Origin of the sequence: Cellulophaga sp. L1A9 (genome assembly GCF_009797025.1) — a bacterium.
In the GTDB taxonomy this organism is placed as follows: domain Bacteria; phylum Bacteroidota; class Bacteroidia; order Flavobacteriales; family Flavobacteriaceae; genus Cellulophaga.
Genome location: NZ_CP047027.1, coordinates 4,831,506 through 4,850,034 on the forward strand (window position 1 = coordinate 4,831,506; position 18,529 = coordinate 4,850,034).

The 18,529-nt window shown below is 34.8% G+C and carries 18 protein-coding genes; 6 read left to right on the forward strand and 12 right to left on the reverse strand.

What is annotated here, in order from left to right:
• Positions 1–2: 2 nt before the first annotated feature.
• The 7 genes from GQR94_RS21290 to egtB all read right to left on the reverse strand — a co-directional run bounded on the left by GQR94_RS21290 (position 3) and on the right by egtB (position 8,526).
• Positions 3–1,343: a DEAD/DEAH box helicase gene (locus tag GQR94_RS21290; RefSeq protein ID WP_158979016.1), complete on the reverse strand. Its 1,341-nt coding sequence runs from the start codon at positions 1,341–1,343 to the stop codon at positions 3–5.
• A gap of 113 nt (positions 1,344–1,456) precedes the next feature.
• Complete coding sequence (locus GQR94_RS21295) at positions 1,457–2,029, reverse strand: hypothetical protein (RefSeq protein WP_158979018.1); 573 nt, start codon at positions 2,027–2,029, stop codon at positions 1,457–1,459.
• Positions 2,030–2,275: 246 nt separating this feature from the next.
• Complete coding sequence (locus GQR94_RS21300) at positions 2,276–2,917, reverse strand: DUF6702 family protein (RefSeq protein WP_158979020.1); 642 nt, start codon at positions 2,915–2,917, stop codon at positions 2,276–2,278.
• 21 nt (positions 2,918–2,938) lie between these two features.
• Positions 2,939–3,964, reverse strand: a complete 1,026-nt coding sequence (locus tag GQR94_RS21305) for a YHYH protein (RefSeq protein WP_158979022.1) — start codon at positions 3,962–3,964, stop codon at positions 2,939–2,941.
• A 231-nt stretch (positions 3,965–4,195) separates the two neighbouring features.
• Positions 4,196–6,319, reverse strand: coding sequence for a M3 family metallopeptidase (locus GQR94_RS21310; protein WP_158979025.1), 2,124 nt, complete (start codon positions 6,317–6,319; stop codon positions 4,196–4,198).
• Between the two features lie 99 nt (positions 6,320–6,418).
• Positions 6,419–7,402 carry an L-histidine N(alpha)-methyltransferase gene (locus tag GQR94_RS21315; protein WP_158979027.1) on the reverse strand — a complete coding sequence of 328 codons (984 nt, stop codon included), beginning with the start codon at positions 7,400–7,402 and terminating at the stop codon, positions 6,419–6,421.
• Positions 7,369–8,526 carry an ergothioneine biosynthesis protein EgtB gene (gene egtB, locus GQR94_RS21320; protein ID WP_158979029.1) on the reverse strand — a complete coding sequence of 386 codons (1,158 nt, stop codon included), beginning with the start codon at positions 8,524–8,526 and terminating at the stop codon, positions 7,369–7,371. Before egtB ends, GQR94_RS21315 begins: the two co-directional genes overlap by 34 nt.
• An 809-nt stretch (positions 8,527–9,335) precedes the next feature.
• Between egtB and GQR94_RS21330 the strand changes: the two genes are divergently transcribed.
• The 6 genes from GQR94_RS21330 (at position 9,336) to GQR94_RS21355 (ending at position 14,407) form a co-directional block, all read left to right on the forward strand.
• A complete protein-coding gene (locus tag GQR94_RS21330) occupies positions 9,336–9,914 on the forward strand; it encodes a TetR/AcrR family transcriptional regulator (RefSeq protein WP_158979031.1) in 579 nt (192 codons plus the stop codon).
• Positions 9,915–9,950: 36 nt separating this feature from the next.
• Positions 9,951–10,583 (forward strand): NAD(P)H-dependent oxidoreductase, encoded by a 633-nt coding sequence (locus GQR94_RS21335; protein ID WP_158979033.1) that lies wholly within the window; start codon positions 9,951–9,953, stop codon positions 10,581–10,583.
• 11 nt (positions 10,584–10,594) lie between these two features.
• Positions 10,595–11,593, forward strand: a complete 999-nt coding sequence (locus GQR94_RS21340) for an NADP-dependent oxidoreductase (protein WP_158979035.1) — start codon at positions 10,595–10,597, stop codon at positions 11,591–11,593.
• A gap of 18 nt (positions 11,594–11,611) precedes the next feature.
• The gene (locus tag GQR94_RS21345) at positions 11,612–12,772 is read left to right on the forward strand and encodes an iron-containing alcohol dehydrogenase (RefSeq protein WP_158979037.1); all 1,161 of its coding nucleotides are present in this window, start codon (positions 11,612–11,614) and stop codon (positions 12,770–12,772) included.
• A 9-nt stretch (positions 12,773–12,781) separates the two neighbouring features.
• The gene (locus GQR94_RS21350) at positions 12,782–13,588 is read left to right on the forward strand and encodes a type 1 glutamine amidotransferase domain-containing protein (RefSeq protein ID WP_199271506.1); all 807 of its coding nucleotides are present in this window, start codon (positions 12,782–12,784) and stop codon (positions 13,586–13,588) included.
• A 240-nt stretch (positions 13,589–13,828) separates the two neighbouring features.
• Positions 13,829–14,407 (forward strand): pseudouridine synthase, encoded by a 579-nt coding sequence (locus GQR94_RS21355; protein WP_158979039.1) that lies wholly within the window; start codon positions 13,829–13,831, stop codon positions 14,405–14,407.
• Between the two features lie 2 nt (positions 14,408–14,409).
• Here the strand turns inward: GQR94_RS21355 and GQR94_RS21360 are convergent, their stop codons facing one another.
• The 5 genes from GQR94_RS21360 to GQR94_RS21380 form a co-directional block, all read right to left on the reverse strand.
• The gene (locus GQR94_RS21360) at positions 14,410–15,102 is read right to left on the reverse strand and encodes a DUF1080 domain-containing protein (protein WP_158979041.1); all 693 of its coding nucleotides are present in this window, start codon (positions 15,100–15,102) and stop codon (positions 14,410–14,412) included.
• Positions 15,103–15,124: 22 nt separating this feature from the next.
• The gene (locus tag GQR94_RS21365; RefSeq protein ID WP_158979042.1) at positions 15,125–16,072 is read right to left on the reverse strand and encodes an EamA family transporter; all 948 of its coding nucleotides are present in this window, start codon (positions 16,070–16,072) and stop codon (positions 15,125–15,127) included.
• A gap of 218 nt (positions 16,073–16,290) precedes the next feature.
• On the reverse strand, positions 16,291–16,740 hold the full coding sequence (locus GQR94_RS21370; RefSeq protein ID WP_158979043.1) for a KTSC domain-containing protein: 450 nt from the start codon (positions 16,738–16,740) through the stop codon (positions 16,291–16,293).
• A 477-nt stretch (positions 16,741–17,217) separates the two neighbouring features.
• Positions 17,218–17,646, reverse strand: coding sequence for a peptidylprolyl isomerase (locus tag GQR94_RS21375; RefSeq protein ID WP_158979045.1), 429 nt, complete (start codon positions 17,644–17,646; stop codon positions 17,218–17,220).
• A gap of 207 nt (positions 17,647–17,853) precedes the next feature.
• Entirely contained in the window at positions 17,854–18,525 is a 672-nt protein-coding gene (locus GQR94_RS21380; RefSeq protein WP_158979047.1) for an SCO family protein, read from the reverse strand.
• Positions 18,526–18,529 lie beyond the last annotated feature (4 nt).

The following is an 18,529-nucleotide window of genomic DNA, read 5'->3' on the forward strand; positions in this document are numbered from 1 at the left end:
AATTATATATTTTTCTTGTTTGTTGGTGTTTCTTCCTTTGGAAGAATATTGGTATTGTGCTCTAAATAATTAGCCAATACTTTATCTATTAATTCATCTTTTGTAAGGTGATGAAAAACAGTTTTTACTTTATTTTTAAAATCCTCAGAGACATCTCTATTTGGTTTCGTTTTAAAAACTTTCTTTGCCCAAAGTAAGGCGTTTGTTTCTTCAATACTCGCTGCATCTGCCTTTTCAATTTTATGAAAGGTAATCCCTAATTCTTTTTCAAATTCTGGAATTTCTGCAACTTCTTCTTGTTGTAGAATGGTCATGGAGAGTCCGTTTGCTCCGGCCCTAGCCGTTCTACCACTTCTATGCACGTATAAATCGTAAGTTTCTGGTAAGTGGTAATTTACTACGTAAGATATGTTCTTCACATCAATACCACGAGAGGCTAAATCTGTAGCTACTAAAATTTTTAGTTGCCCTTCTCTAAACTGCCCCATAACACGATCACGAATTACCTGGGTTAAACTCCCATGAAGTGCTCCTGATGAAAATTTGTTAATCGCTAAGTTCTTCGCTAGCTTATTTACAGCTGCTTTTGTTTTACAGAAAATGATACCTTGTTCTCCTTCTCTAGAACTTAAGAAATGTAATAAAACGTCTAATTTTTCAATAGGTTCTACAACGATATATTGATGCTCAATACCTTGATGGCCTATGGTATCCATATCTGCCTCTAGGTGCATTACATTTTTATTCAAGTAATTCTGTACCAATTGCTTGATAGCGCCTGGCATAGTAGCTGTAAATAATAATGTTCTGCGCTCTTCTGGTAATTCTTTTACAATAGGATCTAGATCTTGCTTTAAAGCTGTCACCATTTCATCGGCTTCATCTAACACCAAATACGAGGTATTTTTTATGTTGATGGCTTTTTGCTGAATTAAATCTACCAAACGTCCTGGTGTAGCAACAACTACGTGCGTTGCACTTTTTAATTTTTCAATCTGAGGTTTTATAGGTGTTCCTCCGCAAATTGATGCGATAACAATAGCAGGACTATATTTCGCAAACGAGACTAAATTGGCGTAAATCTGCTGTCCTAACTCCCGTGTAGGGGCTAAAATAACCACTTGAATATCGTTGTTTTTTGTATTTACCAATTGTAATAATGGCAGCCCAAATGCAGCTGTTTTTCCCGTACCCGTTTTTGCCAAAGCCACGATATCTTTCTTAGCCGTAAGGACTAAAGGAATGGTCTTCACCTGAATATCTGTAGGGGTAGTAATAGCTAAATCAGCTAAACTTTTTTGAAATACTTCGTTAACTCCTAGCTTGGAAAAATGCTTTGACATAAAATAATTTTCCGCAAAGATAACTACAGTTTTTTTGGGAATGGTAGGGATTATCCATTATCTGACTCTTTTGTTGAGTTTAGAGAAGAATAATCTTATAAATTACGCTACAATTAAAGGCTTTCTACAAACTGACGTTGTAACAAATCTGTCTCCTTATTTTTCCAATCTTCACCTGCTAAAATTATTTTCCACTTTCCTATAGTCTTTTCTATAAATGATGCGTCTTTATAATCTATATAATAATCAAGAGAAAAAGCCGTAAAAACACCATTTTCTCTTGGCCATAGCGTACATAAAACACCTGAAGTATATCCATGATTGGCCTCCTTAATCGTATAATTAATAATTTTAATCCGTGTATCTCCTTGTTGTGTTGAAGAATAGGTTCGTGTTATTTTTTGAGTAGTGTTTACAGTTAAACTATCGGCGCGTTCTATGGAGGGAATGGTATCGCTTTCTATTGAAAAATAGGTTTCATAAATAACAGGAGTATCCTTCGTTTTTAACCATTTTTCTACTTTTTTAATATCATTTAAATTAAGATAAACAATCCTAGGGGCTTTTTCAATGGTAGTTGTAATGCCCGAATCATTTCGATCCTGTAGTCCCATAGGAAAAAAAACAGCGATAGCAATAACCAGCATAAAAATCCCACCTAGAATCCACTTCAATTTACTTTTCATGCTTGAACTATTTGTTTTGAAGCGCTCTTCCTAAAACAATATTAAAGGGACAGAACGGATTAAAGATTTTAAATATAGCACTAAAACGCTATACTTTTCAATTGTGATACACTAATTGAAAACTTACCAATAAAAAAAAGGGATCTAATTTCTTAGACCCCTTACTCAACTTCAAAAAACAAAAAGCCGAGAACTACTACATAACTCGGCTTTAATAAACAACTACTACTCATTAAAATTAAGTGACTAACTCAAACTATGACTCTTTACCACTTTACTTGGCATTTTTTCTTTGTAACTCATCCATAAATAATTTACTACTCCCAGTAAAAAAACGACACTTCCAACGACGTATAATGTTGAATAATCTCTTTTTCCTTCTACAGGTGCACTTATAAATGAATGTTCTTCTACCTTTAAATTCAAGGTATGTTGATTCTCATTATTCAAAACAAATCTTGTCTTCGTAAATCCGTTTTTAAAGAGTAATAAGGTACTCTGGTTTTTATAAATCTCTTTAAAAATGGTGTTTTTCACCACTACATTTTTTAAGTTTTCAGGGATTCCACTTACCTCAAAAACTACTTTTGTTTCGTGTCCCAATTTTACCTGAGCACTTTTAATTTTATAGTTGATGTTGTCGTTAAACAAAAAACTTAAATTGTTTTGCACATGATCAATGACCATTTGCTTAAATTCTTCTGGTGTTTTGTATTCTTGTTCAGGATGCAGGGTTTTTATTTCATGTTGAAAAGCTGTTAGTGCCCCTGAAATTTGTAATACCCAGCTCCCGTTTTCTTGTTCTACTAAAAGAACCGTAGAAGCATCTGCCTGATGTGCTTGCACACTAAGACTAACAAAAAACAATGCAATTAATATTTTATACATAACCTATATTTTTTTTACTTATTATTCTGCGTAAGCTCCTGATAAACAATTTATAAAACTATTTGTTCCTGGTGCAGCTACATGATAATGATACCCTCTTGTATCATCTGAGTGTCCTCTACAATCATCTAAATCTGTTGGCTCATTCCCATCTGCATCTAATTGTGCATACATCGCAAAGCCATCCATAGCATATCCTATCTGAGCAGCATGGTCATCTGTTTGCGCCACTTGAGTAGATACGCCTGTTGCGGCATGGTAATGATATCCTGCATTTAAATTAATATGTCCGCCAGCATCATCAAAAGGTGCTAAAGTATACGCGCCTAAAATAGCATCTGTTGGAGCCGGAGCATCAAACACAACCCCATTAAAAGCAACCCCTCTATTGGAAGGTGCCGAAGCTGCCCCCGGAGGTCCAAAACCACCAAATGAAAGTGGAGTAGCTAGTTTTACAGGAGTTACTGGAATTACATAAGTAGTACTCATATCTGTAACATATGAAGGAAGACACTCCACACAGAAATTCTCATATTCCTCACCTACATCTGGATTTGCAGCATTAGCACAATCATCTTCCGTTTCTGTAGTGTAAATGTCTCCGTTTTCATCATACATCATCCAATTATCATCGCCATAAAAAGTGGCCATATTTTCTATGAAAGCACCATCTACATCATATACTTCTCCGCCTTCTAACCAAATACCTCCAGCATCAGCGCCATCTGCAATATTATCAGGACACCAAGGTCCCATAGTATGATCTGATGGTGTACTAGATGTTACTATCTGGTAACAATCCCCCTCAGATCCATCTGAAAGTGTACACGGTACTAAGGTCACCGTGACTGCTCCGCTATCGGTTAAAAACAACTCAGGATCTACGGCGACTATATAATCATCACTAGACGTATCTGTTGTTTCTTCTGTTTCTTCGGTATCACTGTCTGATGAACTATCACTACAACTGGTACACACCATAAAAAAAGCGAGTGCCATTATAATCAAGGCTGCGTAAAATATATTCAATTTTTCAAATACTTTCATGGCTAAATTGTTTAATTAAAGTTCTTTTATAGTGTAAATCTACCCGATAAAAAGGAGCTAAATTTTAACAATAAGCGAAACAAGGAAAGTATTCAGTGAATGCAGATAAACAATCAATTAGCGCTTTGGATCCTATCAAAAAATCTAAAAAAAATTCTGAAACGCATAATTTTGGGCATAAAAAAAGGAGCTCCTAAGAGCTCCTTTTTAATTATGTAAAATAATCGATTTCTATTTTAAACCTCTAGCAGTAAGCATTGGTGCAATTTGTGGATCAGAACCTCTCCAATCTTTATACATCTGCTCTAGGTCCAACGTATTTCCTCTTGAAAGCACCATATCTCTAAAACGTTGCCCATTGGCACGTGTTAAACCTCCATTATTCTCAAACCAATTATAGGCATCGTGGTGTAACATTTCTGTCCATAAATACGAGTAATACCCTGCGGCATACCCCCCGCCAAAGATGTGCGCAAAATACGTAGATCTGTATCTAGGCGGAACGGCACTAACAACATCTAACTTTGTTTTTGCTAAAGCTTCTTTTTCAAAAGCATTGGCATCTGCTATTTTAGTATCTGCAGCAATTACATGCCATTGCATGTCTAAATTAGATGCGGCTAAGTTTTCTGTTAAGCTATATCCTTGATTAAAGGTTCCTGATTTTTTAATCTTATCTAATAATGCTTGCGGAATTTGTTCTCCCGTTTTGTAGTGTAAGGCGTAGTTCTTTAAAATTTCAGGATATAAAGCCCAATTTTCATTGAACTGCGATGGGAATTCTACAAAGTCTCTTGCTACTGCTGTTCCTGATAAAGAAGGATATTGCTGATCTGCAAAGAAGCCGTGTAAAGCATGGCCAAATTCGTGGAACATAGTTTCTACTTCATCATAAGTAAGCAATGCAGGTTCTCCTTCAGCAGGTTTTGGATAATTACATACATTGTAAATTACCGGTTTTTTATCATACAATTTAGACTGGGTTACAAAGTTGCTCATCCAAGCACCTCCTCGTTTGCTAGGTCTTGCAAAGTAATCTGCATAGAATAAGCCTAATGCTTCACCGTTTTCTTCAAAAAGCTCATACACCAATACATCTTCATGATAGGTAGGAATATCAATACGCTCTTTAAACGTAATCCCATATAATTTACGGGCAGCATAAAAAACACCTTTTTCTAAAACTGTTTTTGTTTCGAAATAAGGTTTGATTTGATTTTCATCTAAATCATATTTCGCAATGCGCACCATTTCTGCATAATGGTTCCAATCCCAAGCTTCTAAAGTAAAATCTTCGCCTTTTGTTTTTACCATTTGCTGTATTTCTGCAGCTTCATTGGCTGCTTTTGCAGTCGCCGCAGGAATTAAACCTTCAAACATTTTAAAAACATTCTCAGGAATTTCGGCCATGGTTCCCTGAAGACTCCATGCTGCATAATTAGGAAAGCCTAAAAGCGCTCCCTTTTTAGCCCGTAGCTCTGCTAGTTCTGTAATAATACCCTTAGTATCATTGGCAGAACCATCTGTTCTATAGAACGCTGCTTTAAATAATTTTTCTCTCGTAGCTCTATTTTCAAGGCTTTGCAGTAATGGCTGTTGTGTGGTATTCAACAACGGAATTTTCCACCCTTCGCCTTCTGTATTTTCTAAGGATTTTAATTGTGCTTCCGAGAGTCCGGCTAATGCGGCTTTATCGGTAAAAACTAAAGCTCCGCTATTATTTGCTTCTAATAAGATTTTATTAAATTGATTTTCTAACGCTGCTAATTTAGCATTGTACCCTTTTAAGATCTCTTTATCTTCTGAAGAAAGATTTGCTCCTGCTTTTTCAAACTGCTCAAAATAGTTTTCTATTAATTTTACAGCTTCAGCTTCTAATCCTAAGCTATCTTTTGTTTCCTGTAAGCGCTTTACGCGCTGAAATAATTTATCATTTAAAAAAATAGCATCCTGCAACGCTGCAAATTTAGGGGCCATTTCTTCTTGGATGGCCTGAAGCGTATCATTGGTATTCGCTCCTGTTAATCCGTAAAAAACATTTGATACGCGCTCTAACACTTCGCCACTTTTCTCTAAAGGTAAAATGGTATTGTCAAAAGTAGCTGCCGCTGTAGCATTTGCAATTTCTTGCACAGCTTTCTCTTGCAAGGCAATACCTTGGTCTAGTGCCGGCTTAAAATGATCATTGGTAATTTTACTAAAATCTGGTGCAAAGTACGGCAATGTGCTTTCTACCAGTAATGGATTTTCAGTAGTATTCATAGGCTGTTCTGAAGTGGTTTCGTTTTTACTTTTTGAGTCATTACAGCTTGTAAATAACACCGTAAGCAAAAACATAGTGTATACATTTTTCATGTAATTATTTTAAAATTAGTCCCTGTAAATATAGGAAATTACCACCATTTAACTCGTGAAAAATAAAAGAGAAATAACTACGAAAAGAAGCATTTACAGTTACTTTTTAACTACAACATAATCAGCAAAATAGTTATGGCTATCCGTAAATTTAGTCTGGATTTCCATAGCTGTATTCGCTAAAATAGATTTTAGAATCTTAGCGTCATATTTTCTAGAGATCTCGGTGTGTATCTTTTCTCCTTCAGAAAATGAAATATGCTGGTCTAGCGCTGCTATCCAAACTTTTTGTTTTTTCTTACTTACCAAAAAGCTTTTTGCAATCCCAGTTATTTCGTCATATTCCGGAGCATGTATAAAGTTCCAAATATCAAATTCTGCACCAAATTCTTTATTTATCCTTGTTAATAAATTTAGATTAAATGCAGCAGTAACGCCTTGTGCATCATTATATGCAGGCAAAACTACAGCCGATGGTTTGATACAATCTAGCCCCAGAAAAAGTTTATCATCAGTGTTAAGGTTCTCAGAAAGTTGCTCCATAAAACTAGCCGCTTCATCATCTTCCATATTCCCTAAATTTGAACCTAAGAAAAGTACCACTTTAGGATGTTCACTATCCTTAAAACTCTCTAAGACCCCAAAATAGTCTCCCTGTTGTGTTTTTGCGGAAAGATTAGGGATTTCATTTTTTAAATTTTCTTCTAAATCGTCTAGCGCATGTTGCGAAATGTCTATGGGTAGATAATCAAACTTAAAACCCTGTGCTACTAAAGGTTTTAGTAGTTCCTTGGTTTTTGTTCCGTCTCCCGCACCCAATTCTATCAGCTCAAAATACGTGTCTTTAGCAACACCTAAAGCATTAATAATGTCATTAGGTTGCTCTTTAAAAATTTCATGCTCTGCCCTCGTCAAATAATACTCTGGAAGATTCATTATTTTAACAAAAAGCTTATCCCCTATTTCATCATAAAAATAGCGCGATGACAAAAATTTAGGACTACTATTAAGTCCTAAGTCTACATGCGTTAAAAATGCTGTGTCTATAATTATTTCACTAGTCTGATTCCTGTGTACTGCCATCTATATTTTGGATGAAAAAAGTTTCTATATGTATTTCTTTCATGACCCTCACTTGTAGCTACAGAGCTACCGCGAAGTACCATGGTATTGATCATAAATTTGCCATTGTACTCTCCTACAGCTCCATCGGCGATCTTAAAATTAGGATAAGGCAAGTAAGCAGAGTAGGTCCACTCCCATCGTTTTCCCCAATTAAATTTTTCTGATGCTGCTTCCCACTCAAATTCTGTTGGGAGTCTCATTTTTTTAAACGTTGCAAAAGCTTGTGCTTCATAGAACGAAACATGAGAGAGTATAGCATCTACAGCTACAGGCTTTAAACCCGCTAAAGTGTAGTAATGCCAAGTTCCGTTTATCTTTTTCCAATAAAGTGGTGCGGTACTATTTTCTTCTTGCACCCAAGACCAACCTTCATCTAACCAATATTTAAACTCTTGGTATCCGCCAGCTTCTATAAATGCTATAAAATCGCCATTGGTTACTAAATTTTTAGATAATTGGTATTCGTGTAAAAATACCTTGTGTCTGCCTAATTCATTATCAAAGCAGAAACCGTTTCCGTCATGACCAATTTCATAGATCCCTTCTGGCATTTGCAACCAACCATGATCTTCATTCTGATCCTGTACCAGATTAAAATTTTCATGATATACGGGATGAAGCGGATTGAAAGAAAACGTATGCTTTAAATCTGTAATTAATAATTCCTGATGTTGTTGCTCATGCTGAATGCCTAAGGTTACCAGGGTTTCTATTTCTAAGGATAACTTAGATTTTAAAAGCGCAACAATATGTTCATCTACATAGGTTCTATAACTATAGATTTCTTCTATAAGTGGTCTGGTCATTGCTCCCCTTAAAGAACGGGTAGCCCTTTCACCTACTGTTTGATAATAGCTATTAAAAAGGTATGAAAAGTCTTTGTTGAAAATAACGTAGCTATCATCGTATTTTTTAAGAATCATTTCCTCAAAAAACCATGTAATATGTGCTAAATGCCATTTTGGTGGACTCGCAAAAGCAACGGGCTGTGCATTATAATCTTCAGGCGCAAGAGGCGCGCATAAAGCTACGGAATGCGCTCGTGTTTTTTTAAATTGATGTATTAACTCGTGGTTAGTCATTTAAATAGGTCCTATAAATCAAATGTAATTGCTTGTAAAAATTACGTTTTGCTCTATTGATTTTATTTTTAGTCGAGAAGAATTCAATTCCTTAACGAAAAAGATGAATTCCTAAAGTTAAAACTATTTTTTAAACCTAAATACTGCAGCTGTACTAACAAATTATTAATTTTCTTATCCAAAATAAAATTTTCTCTAAAACTCCTTTTCTCCGAACTTACTTTTTAGAACCTTCGTTTTGTTTTTAGTACCATTAAAAGTATACGATAGATTTAACGAAATCATAACTACTTCATATCTGTTATTAGTGGTGGTATAAACCTCTTCTGGCTTAAACCTAGTAATCCGCTGATCGTTTGTTTTTAATAGCCTCACATTTATATTTTGCCATTGTACTACAGCGCTGCGTTTCCTTTTTAAGAAAGCTTTTTTAAAGGCTAGATTAGGCGAGTAAAATTCAAAGCCGCTTATTGGATAGCCAATTTATACAAGTTTATCATCCTATTGGAGGCTGTTCTTCCTCTTCTGAGGATAAAGATGGAACCTTTTTATCCTTTAGGTATTAGAAATAGTACTGCATTTCCTAAGTATCTTTTCGTTCTTTTTGTATATCGATATCAAACTAAAAACACTTGTATTTTACAACAAGCACCCTACTTGCACGAAACATCACACAATATATCTTGATACTAAATACAGCTTTGATTCTTTCAATAAAATATTTTTTACACTTAAATATTTGTTAAAGATTCTTAAAAAAGAATGAACGTTCATTTTTTATAATACCTTTGTATCAGAATTTAAGGAACATGGCAAAACTTCAAAAAAGTAAAGACAAAAGAGAAGCTTTAGTAAAGGCTACGATCTGTTTAGTAAATAACGATGGTTTTCACGCTGCTCCAATGTCTAAGATTGCTAAAATGGCTAATATATCTCCTGCCACTATCTATTTGTTTTTTGAAAACAAACAAGATTTGGTAAACAAAGTATATATAGAAGTAAAAGCGTCTTTTTCAACCTATGCTTTTGAAACGTTTACAGGTGATATGGAGGTTGAGCCTGGATTTGAATTGATTTGGAACCGTATAGCCGACTTTAAATTAAAAGATCCTGAAGAGGCTTTGTTTTTAGCACAATGCGATAACACTCCTATGATAGACGAAGCAAGTAGACAAGAGGGAATTAAACATTTGCAACCACTCTTAGATCTTTGGCACCGTGGAAAAGAAGAAGGAGTGATAAAACCTATTTCTGATTACCTATTGTATGCGTACAGTATAAACCCGCTTTCCTTTTTAATGTTAGCGCAACACCGTGGAGAATGTTCCATAAATAAACAAACAATTACAGAAGCATACCAAGCCGCTTGGGATAGCATCAAATTATAAAAAAGAAAACTTAAACCTAATTTTAAATATACACAAATGGAATTATTAGACAAATTAAAGTGGAGATACGCAGCAAAAGCAATGAACGGTAAAAAAGTGCCTCAAGAAAAAATAGACAATATTATTGAAGCTGCACGCCTTGCTCCCACTTCTAGTGGTTTACAACCTTTTGAAATTTATGTCATTACAAATCAGGAAATAAAAGAAAAAATTAGACCCGTAGCTTGGAACCAATCCGTTATTACAGATTGTTCTCACCTTTTGGTATTTGCTGCTTGGGATACCTATACGGCTGACCGCATTAATTACATGTTCGATTTAACCAATGATATCCGAGGTTTTAAAAATGAAGGATGGGAAAGTTACCGTCAGATGTTGTTGGGTTCTTACCCTCAAAAAGATGCTGAAGAAAACTTTAACCATGCCGCGAAACAAGCATATATCGCTTTCTCAGAAGCAATAACTGCTGCGGCTTTTGAAAATGTAGACACCACTCCTCTAGAAGGGTTTGATCCTGCTGCTGTAGATGAAATTTTAGGATTAAGAGAAAAAGGCTTACGTAGTGCTGTTCTATTACCAATAGGGTATAGAGATGATAAAAATGATTGGTTAGTAAACTTACCAAAAGTGCGTAAAAGCACTGAAGATTTAGTAACCGTAATCGATTAAATAAAAATAACATGATCAAAACAATAGTATTAAAACAAAGACCTGTTGGCAAACCAACAGTCTCAGATTTTGAATTCACACAGAGTGATAAAGAACTTGTCATTAATGATGGCGAATTACTCCTAGAAACTAGTTACGTTTCTGTAGATCCTTATTTAAGAGGACGCATGAGTGATGCTAAATCCTATGTACCACCATTTGAGGTTGGGAAGCCTATGAGCTCAGGGGTTGTAGCAAAAGTAATTGCTTCTAAAAATAAAAATTTTAACAATGGAGATTATGTTTCTGGATTGTTAGCATGGAAGACACAACAGGTGTCTACAGGAGAAGGTCTTACCAAAGTAAATAAAGACTTAGCTCCTTTAAGTGCCTATTTAGGTATTTTAGGAATGACGGGTTTAACAGCATTTTTAGGCTTACAAGAAATTGGGAAACCTAAAGCAGGTGAAACGATTGTAATCTCTGGAGCAGCAGGTGCTGTAGGAAGTGTTGTGGGTCAGGTTGCCAAAATCTTAGGGCTACGCGTAATCGGAATTGCAGGTTCTGACGAGAAAATTGAGATGCTTACTTCTGATTTTGGTTTTGATGCCGGAATCAATTATAATGAAACGAAAGATATGAATGCCGCTATTAAAGCTGCTGCACCAAACGGAGTAGATATCTATTTTGATAATGTTGGAGGACCAATTTCAGACGCTGTTCTTTTTAACATTAACAGATTTGCCCGTATGATTATTTGCGGTGCCATTTCTGTGTATAATAGCACAGAAATCCCAACAGGAGTTAGCGTTCAACCTTTTTTAGTTAAAAATAGCGCACTAATGCAAGGCTTTATCGTTTCTAATTATCAGGATAAATTCCCAGAAGCAATGAAGCAATTGTCGCTTTGGTTGTCTGAAGGAAAATTGAAATATACCGAAACTGTAGTAGAAGGTTTTGACAATATCCCCAGTGCTTTCCTAGATTTATTCGAAGGAAAAAACAAAGGAAAAATGATTGTGAAGATTTAATAAAAGAAAAAAAAAGCTATGAATAATTTTGAATATAAGAATCCTACTAAAATAATTTTTGGAAAGGATACTATTGGGAAATTAACAGCAGAAATTCCTGCTGACGCTAAGGTACTTATGCTTTATGGTGGCGGAAGTATTAAAAAGAATGGTATTTACGAGCAAGTGAAAACTGCATTAGCTAAGGTTGACCTTGTTGAATTTGGCGGAATTCCTGCAAATCCGGAGTATGCCGTCTTAATGGATGCCTTAAAAGTAATAAAAGAGGAAAAAATCACCTACTTATTAGCCGTTGGTGGTGGTTCTGTAATTGACGGGACTAAATTTTTAGCTGCAGCGGCAGTATATGAAGGAGTAGAACCATGGGAAATGCTAAAGAATAAAGAGCGCCCAACAAAAGGGATGCCTTTTGGAACTGTTCTTACCTTACCTGCAACGGGTTCTGAAATGAATTCTGGACTCGTGATAACAAGAGAAGAAACGAAAGAGAAATTAGCTATGGGCGGACCAGCACTATTCCCTACCTTCTCTATCTTAGATCCATTAGTAATTGCCTCTATACCTGAACGCCAATTGGCAAATGGAGTTACCGATGCTTTTACTCATGTTTTAGAACAGTATATGACCTACCCTGCTGGTGGTTTGTTACAAGATAGATTCGCAGAAAGTATTTTACAAACCTTAATTGAAGTAGGACCTAAAGTAATTAAAGATCCAACAGATTACGAAGCTGGTGCCAACTTTATGTGGAGTTGTACCATGGCTTTAAACGGATTAATTCAACAAGGTGTTCCTGGAGATTGGGCTGTACACATGATGGGGCATGAATTAACTGCTTTATTTGGTATTGATCATGCAAGAACTTTAGCTGTAGTTGCTCCAAGCCATTACAAATACAATTTTGAAGCTAAGAAAGAAAAATTAGCGCAGTATGCAGAACGTGTTTGGAATATTACAGCGGGAAGTATGGATGATAAGGCTTATGCTGGAATTGAGAAGACGGAAGCTTTTTTCCACCAATTAGGAATCAAAACAAAACTATCTGAATACACAGATAAATTTGAAGGTACTGCCGAAGAAATTTCTAAACGTTTCACAGATCGTGGATGGTTAGGATTAGGAGAACGCCAAGCGTTAACTCCACAAGACGCAGAAAAAATTGTAAAAATGGCCTATTAATCGTTTTCAATGAATTACATAAAATCTGCAGTATTGGTACTGAGTATAATTACCAGTTCTGCCTGCAAAAATGAAAATAAACAAGCTTCTGAAAAAAGTTCAGAAGAAACAATAACAACTAAAAAAGAAGATAAAATGAAAGTACTATTTGTATTAACATCTCACGATAAATTAGGAGATACAGGAAAAAAAACAGGATTTTGGGTTGAAGAATTTGCAAACCCATATTATACTTTATTAGATAAAGGTGTAGCAATTACTATTGCTACCCCAAAAGGAGGAGCAGCACCCATTGACCCTAGTAGTGACTCACCAGATGCTGCTACGGAAGATACAGAACGTTATAATAAAGACGCAGAGGCTAAAGAAAGAATAGCGAATACTAAAAAATTATCGGATATGAATCCAGATGATTTTGATGCTGTTTTCTATCCAGGTGGTCACGGACCTTTATGGGATTTAGCAAATGACGAAACGTCTATTGCGCTTATTGAAACCTTCAATAAACAAAAGAAACCTATCGCCTTTGTATGTCATGCACCAGCAGCATTAAAAAGTGTTAAAGATGTTGACGGAAGAACGCCCCTTGTAAAAGGTAAAAAAGTAACTGGTTTTACTAATTCAGAAGAATCAGCAGTACAATTAACGGATGTAGTTCCTTTTTTAGTTGAAAATATGCTTATTGAAAACGGTGGTGTTTATTCTAGCGGAGCAGATTGGGGAGCTTATGCTATTCAAGACGGAAACTTAATCACAGGTCAAAATCCTGCTTCTTCAGAAAAAGTAGCTGAAAAATTATTAGAAGCCTTGAAATAAGAAAATAAATTCATTGTATAAAAAGCCCTGTAAATTTAATGTTTGCAGGGCTTTTTAATTTTACACCTTCAAACAAGATTTTCAACCTTTTTAGATGATTTTAGGACCATCGCAGCTCGGTACTTTATAATTACTATTCCACCTAAAAAAAATTAAAATGTAGATAGCACAGCTACGCAAAATCTTCTTTTCAACTATTTTGTCTAAAAATTACTTTCTGTTGTATCTTTAATTCTTCAAATGAAAAAGAACCTCTATTACAAGATTTACAAGCCTTTTGGTATGTTGAGTCAGTTTATCTCCAATGATACCAAAGAAGCACGAACAAAGCGTTTCTTGGGAGCCTTGCACGCTTTTCCCGAAGGAATAATGCCCGTAGGACGTTTGGATGAAAAATCGGAAGGTTTATTATTACTTACCACGGATGGAAAATTGAGTGATTTGATAAATCAATCTGGTATTGAAAAGGAATATCTTGCCCAATTGGATGGCGAAATAACAATGGAAGAAGTGCAACAATTGGAACGAGGAGTTATTATTGGCTTCTCAGGAAAAAAACACATTACAAAACCGTGTAAAGTAAAAATACTAGAAGAAGCTCCTGTTCTTTCTGAACCTGATAAAAAATTACGTATTGGAACGCATCGTCCCAACTCTTGGATTAGTATAACAATAACAGAAGGAAAGTTTAGGCAAGTGCGAAAAATGACTGCAGCTGTGGGTTATCCCACCTTGCGATTAATCCGCATTAGAATAGGCTCACAATATCTTGAAAATATGCAACCCGGAGCGGTGCAAAAACTAGACTCGCTTTTATAATGCTACTCCGTGAGTTTTGTAATTGGTGTTATGTCTAAGGTTCTGAATTCTACTTCTGCCCCTTCAGCTTGAATAGCAATCTGACCGCTAGTTTCGTCTGTATTGTAGCCATAATTTACAAAATCTCCATTCACCCAGACTTTAATTTTATCTTCAAAACATTCTATAGTCATGGTGTTCCATGCTCCTAAAGCGTGTTCTGATCCTTCGGTTAAATTTTTAATTCTACGCGCTTTACCTTCTACAATGCCCCATTCTTTTTTTGGACCTCGACGAAGTATCATATCTTCTGTAACGATATTCATTTGAATACACCAGAAATCTCCTGCGTTTTCATGTTCCATTTGTACTTCCATAGACTTTGGAAACATGCCATATAAAGCTCTCGGTGTAGAAGCATGAACAAGTATTCCGCAATTCCCTGGTTCATTGACAAATCGATACTTTATGTCTAATCTGTAATTGGCATACATTTTATCGGTAATCAAATGCCCTCTGGGTTCTCCTAAACTCACTAGGTTCCCATCTCTTACTATAAAAGGACTTTGTGCATCCTTTACGCTATCTTTTACAGGTATATCTTCATGCCAACCTGATAAATCTTTTCCATTAAACAATGATTGTTTAGGCTGCGTACATGCGCTTAACATCATCATAAATATAGAAATGCTAAAAAGTTTAAGAGCTAAAGACATCCTTTTTTGTTTTTTAAACGAGTTACTTAATAACTTCTGATCTATTCTTGAGTTTCCCTCTAAAACGAGAAAACATGACTAGTTTTTTCTTCGTATTAATAAAATAAACTCCCGTTAATAAAATAGCTGCTGCCATTATAGATTGACTCGTTATATTCTCATCTAAAACATACCACCCTAAGAGCAATGCAATAACAGGGTTTACATAACTAGAGGTGGCTACTTTCTCAGGAGATACGGTTTTTAATAAAAAATTAAATGCTGAAAAGGCGACAATACTTCCTAAAATAATTAGAAGCCCCATGGATAATTGAACAGGTCCGCTCCAAGTGCTTGGCCACGACCAGTTTTCACCTAAAACCAAGCTTGTTATTCCCAAAGTAATACCTGCGGTAACCATTTGATATGCGGTATTCACTAAGTAACTCTGCGGAAGTTCTGCCTTAGAGACAAATAAACTTCCTGTAGACCAGCCTAATACACAAAAGAAGATAATAATCATTCCTAATAAAGATTCTTCTTGCTGAACAATTTGTTTCTGACTGACCAATAAATAAATACCAATAACACCTAAGATGACTCCTACGACAGACATGGGTTGTATTTTTTTCCCATCTACAACACGCATTAAAATTAAAACAATTAGGGGCATTGCAGCTACTTCTAAGGCTGCAAAACTGCTGTCTACATATTTTAGTCCCCAAACAAAAACACCATTCCCGAAGGTTAGAAATAAAAACCCTGCGATAAAACTATTTCTGAATTGTTTTAAGGTCACCATTATAGTGATTCCTGATACTTTACATATCCCGAAAATTAAAAGTCCCGCAGTTGTAAAACGTATTCCGGCAAGCATATATGCAGGCAATTCTGTTACTGCTATTTTATTTAGTAAATAGGTAGATCCCCATATTACATAAATGGCAAAAAAAGCTAGAATTATTAATACCGTATTTGAAGACTTTGCCATACGAACGCCATCATTTTAAAGTTGACTACAAGATTAAGAATAAGTTTCTAAAAATTCATGAATTAGCCTATTTAGTTCTATGCAACGTCTCATTTATTTTAGATTCATTATTTTAAAGCTTACATAATTTATAGATTAAAAACTGATGAAAATTAAGCAAAAAAATAACCTTGCAATTAAATTACAAGGTTATTCTGTACATATATTAAGCAAATAATTTATGCCTCTTGTAATGTCTTTTTAGACTTACGGTAGATGTAGCTATTAAAAATACTCCTTTTTGCAAAACGATATTGTTTTGGAGAGTTAATTAATTTTACATAGATCGTTTTTGGAACACCAAAATACTCATACGTAGAACCATCTAAAAAAGTAATCTCTAACAACAAACCTTTATGTTGAAAATCTGATATACCAGATTCATTTGTTAATCTAGTGTATTCCTCTAAATTAGCAGCTTTTGTTTCAGGTGCAATACTTACCAAAAAATGATAACCATCTATAATTTGTCTACTTTTTAGCTCTGCCTCTTCTTTTTGAGCATCACCTTCAAGAAATTTATCTGGGTGCCATTGTTTAACTAAACCACGGTATGTATTCTTCAAACCTTTTAAATCAATCTCATTTTCAACAGAAAACAATTTTTTATACTCGTTGATGCGTTTCATTCTCTTAACTTTTTCAAAATCAGGCGCGAAACTACATTAATTAATTGGTTTTACCCCTATTTATTATGCTGATAATTTTCGATTACGGGTATCAACGGTTAAAATAGTCTAATTATATAGTAATCTGCGGTTTGTCGAAAATTTTGACTTTGGAACTAATTAAATTTCAAGTGCCCATATAAATGTCAATCTTGGTCGTATAAACCATTAAATATAAATCTATGAGAAAATCTATACTCTTATTTCTAGTATTATTAGCCGTAATTTCTATGGCATCATACTAAAATGATAACGCAATAATTATATATTATTTTTTAAAAATTGTAATTCACAACTCAAAGAATTCCAAACTAAACCAAAAAAGACCAGTCAAATGACTGGTCTTTTTATTTTATGTAAACATTTCCGCAAGAACTTTCTGTTGTATATAGTCATATACGACCAAAGTTCTTTTATGGATTTCTTGTTTAAAAAAAATTATCCAATAGCAACAACTTCCAATTCAAAAGTAAGTTCTTGTCCTGCTAAAGGGTGGTTTGCATCAATGATAATAGCATCCTCTTTAACTTCTACTACTCGTAATTGGCGCTCACTACCATCCGCATTTTTAGCCATAAGACCCATACCTACTTCAGGCTTGATATCTTCTGGTAAGTCTGCTCTAGGAACACTTTGAAATAATTCTTTATTAATTTCACCGTATGCTTCCGCTGAAGGGATAACTACCGTTTTCTTTTCATTAACTGCCATGTCTATCAAACCATTTTCAAAACCAGGGATCAAACTTTTTTGACCTAGTGTTACTTTTATTGGTTCTCTTTCTAAAGAGCTATCAAATATTTCTCCGTTGTTTAGTTTTCCAGTATAATGTACTTGAACCGTATCATTCTCCTTTACTTTACTCATAATTTTGTGATATTTGTAAATTTCAACTTTAATTTGATGCAAACTTATGGGTTGTAAAATGGTTCAAAGAAAATATTGCGATTTTTTTATAAAATCTTAACGTCTTAGGCACTTTTTAGACAAAAAAATGGATGAAAAAATTAATTTCTCCATCCATTTGTAATTAAAACCTTGAATTTAAAGGCTAGAATTTTTTCCTTATGATATTTACCCTTCATTTTCTAAGGCTTTTACATCTACTAATAACTGCGCCATAGATGCCCTATTCAAACCATTATAAATACCTCTGATATGTTTGTTTTTATCTATCAATAAAAAATTTTCTGAATGTAAAAAGTCATTAATATCTTTAGGAGTTCCTAAATCATTCTCTACAAAATATTCATTTCTTCCTAAATTATAAATCTCCGATTTATCACCTGTTACTAAATGCCATTTATTGGCTATAACCCCAAACCTATCTGCATATATTTTAAGTTCTTTAACCGTGTCTATCGTTGGTGTCACCGAATGTGATAAGAACACTATTGCGTCATCATCTTTAAACTTTTCTTGAAGTCCCACCATACTATTGGTCATTTGCGGACAAATACCAGGGCAACTGGTAAAGAAAAAATCTGTGATATAAATCTTAGCATCAAAATTTTTCTGTGTAAGCGTATCTCCCAACTGATTCACCAGTTTAAAATCAGGAATTTTATGAAAGGCCTGTTCTTCTGGCGTGTTTGGCGTAATCCAATGTGGGGTAAAAGATTTTTCATTATAGTAAGGTAAACTTTCTACTCTACTGGTTTCTTCTACCTTAATATCTTCTTTTTTTATTTTTTCATTACAACTTATAAAAGCCACAAAAAACAACAGAGCTATATACTTTTTCATAAGC